Raw genomic sequence first — 986 nt, 5'->3', positions numbered from 1 at the left:
TGATAATAATTATCATTTTTAACGATTAGCTTGGGTTTGGCATTCTGATTTTTGATGGTTAGAGCACCTAACGAGATGCCCTATTCATGAAGGAGGGTTGAAACAAAAATTTAAAAAATAAGACAGCATTAAGCTTATGCAGAATTAATCTAAGACAGAATTTAGAGCTTTAGATAGGTACTTTAGTAAATGATTAGCATGATCAGTTAGTTCATGCAGTTCAAAGAGGCTGCTCTCTGCCTCTATCTTTAAAGACATGTTTTTCGCTTGCCTTGAGCCGCGAAAGGTTACGTTAAACCCGTCCGCAATTCCACCAGCAATAATACGACGTTTCGTTGAGCACCCATGAAATTCTGTCGATTCAAAAGGCAAAATATTAATGAATGGTGAAATAAAATAGTGTCCGCCAGATGTGCATTTATTCTCTACTCGATACCGTCCATGGCAATAATTTCCCCTAAGCTCTTTTACCGCCCTTCTGAGATATGAATCCACCGACTCATCATCGGCAACCTCTCCGATATAAGGAATAGTATTGACCATTAATGACGGTAGGTTTGCACAAGGATTACCCATTCTATTCATAAATGGTAGCCACACAGGCAAAGGAAAAGACGTCTGTTCGTCTGATCGCCAATGCCTATAAAGATACGCTGTACACAGTAAGGTGAGAATGTCACTCCAACCAATCATTAATTGCTTAGATACCGTGATAAGAGAATCACTAATCGACTCAGGAACATCCCTCTCACAATAAACTGTATCAGATACCGAGATATCGTGGTTACTCAGCGTCAGATTGGCTGAATCAAGATAATTACCCCAATAAGATCGGTCAACATCGAAACGGTCACTATCCAAATAATCGGTGTTTTCTTTGAGGTAAACCTCGAACGTCTTAAAGCGGTGTGTAGGCTCGGTGTTATTCATTAAACACAGATAAAGCTCCGAACAACGCTGCTCAATTAGACTCATACTGTAACCAT

Annotated in this window: 1 protein-coding gene; it reads right to left on the bottom strand. The window is 39.7% G+C overall.

Going from position 1 to position 986, the window contains the following annotated elements; translation table 11 throughout:
• Positions 1-144 precede the first annotated feature (144 nt).
• Positions 145-986 (bottom strand): condensation domain-containing protein (locus AB4232_RS22540; protein WP_372088079.1); only part of this gene is annotated, 842 nt, incomplete at its 5' end.

It is taken from the genome of Vibrio sp. 10N.286.46.A8, assembly GCF_041470165.1.
In the GTDB taxonomy this organism is placed as follows: Bacteria; Pseudomonadota; Gammaproteobacteria; order Enterobacterales; family Vibrionaceae; genus Vibrio; species Vibrio tasmaniensis_A.
The sequence above is the reverse complement of the archived record's forward strand: the minus strand, read 5'-3'. Positions and strand labels throughout refer to the sequence as shown.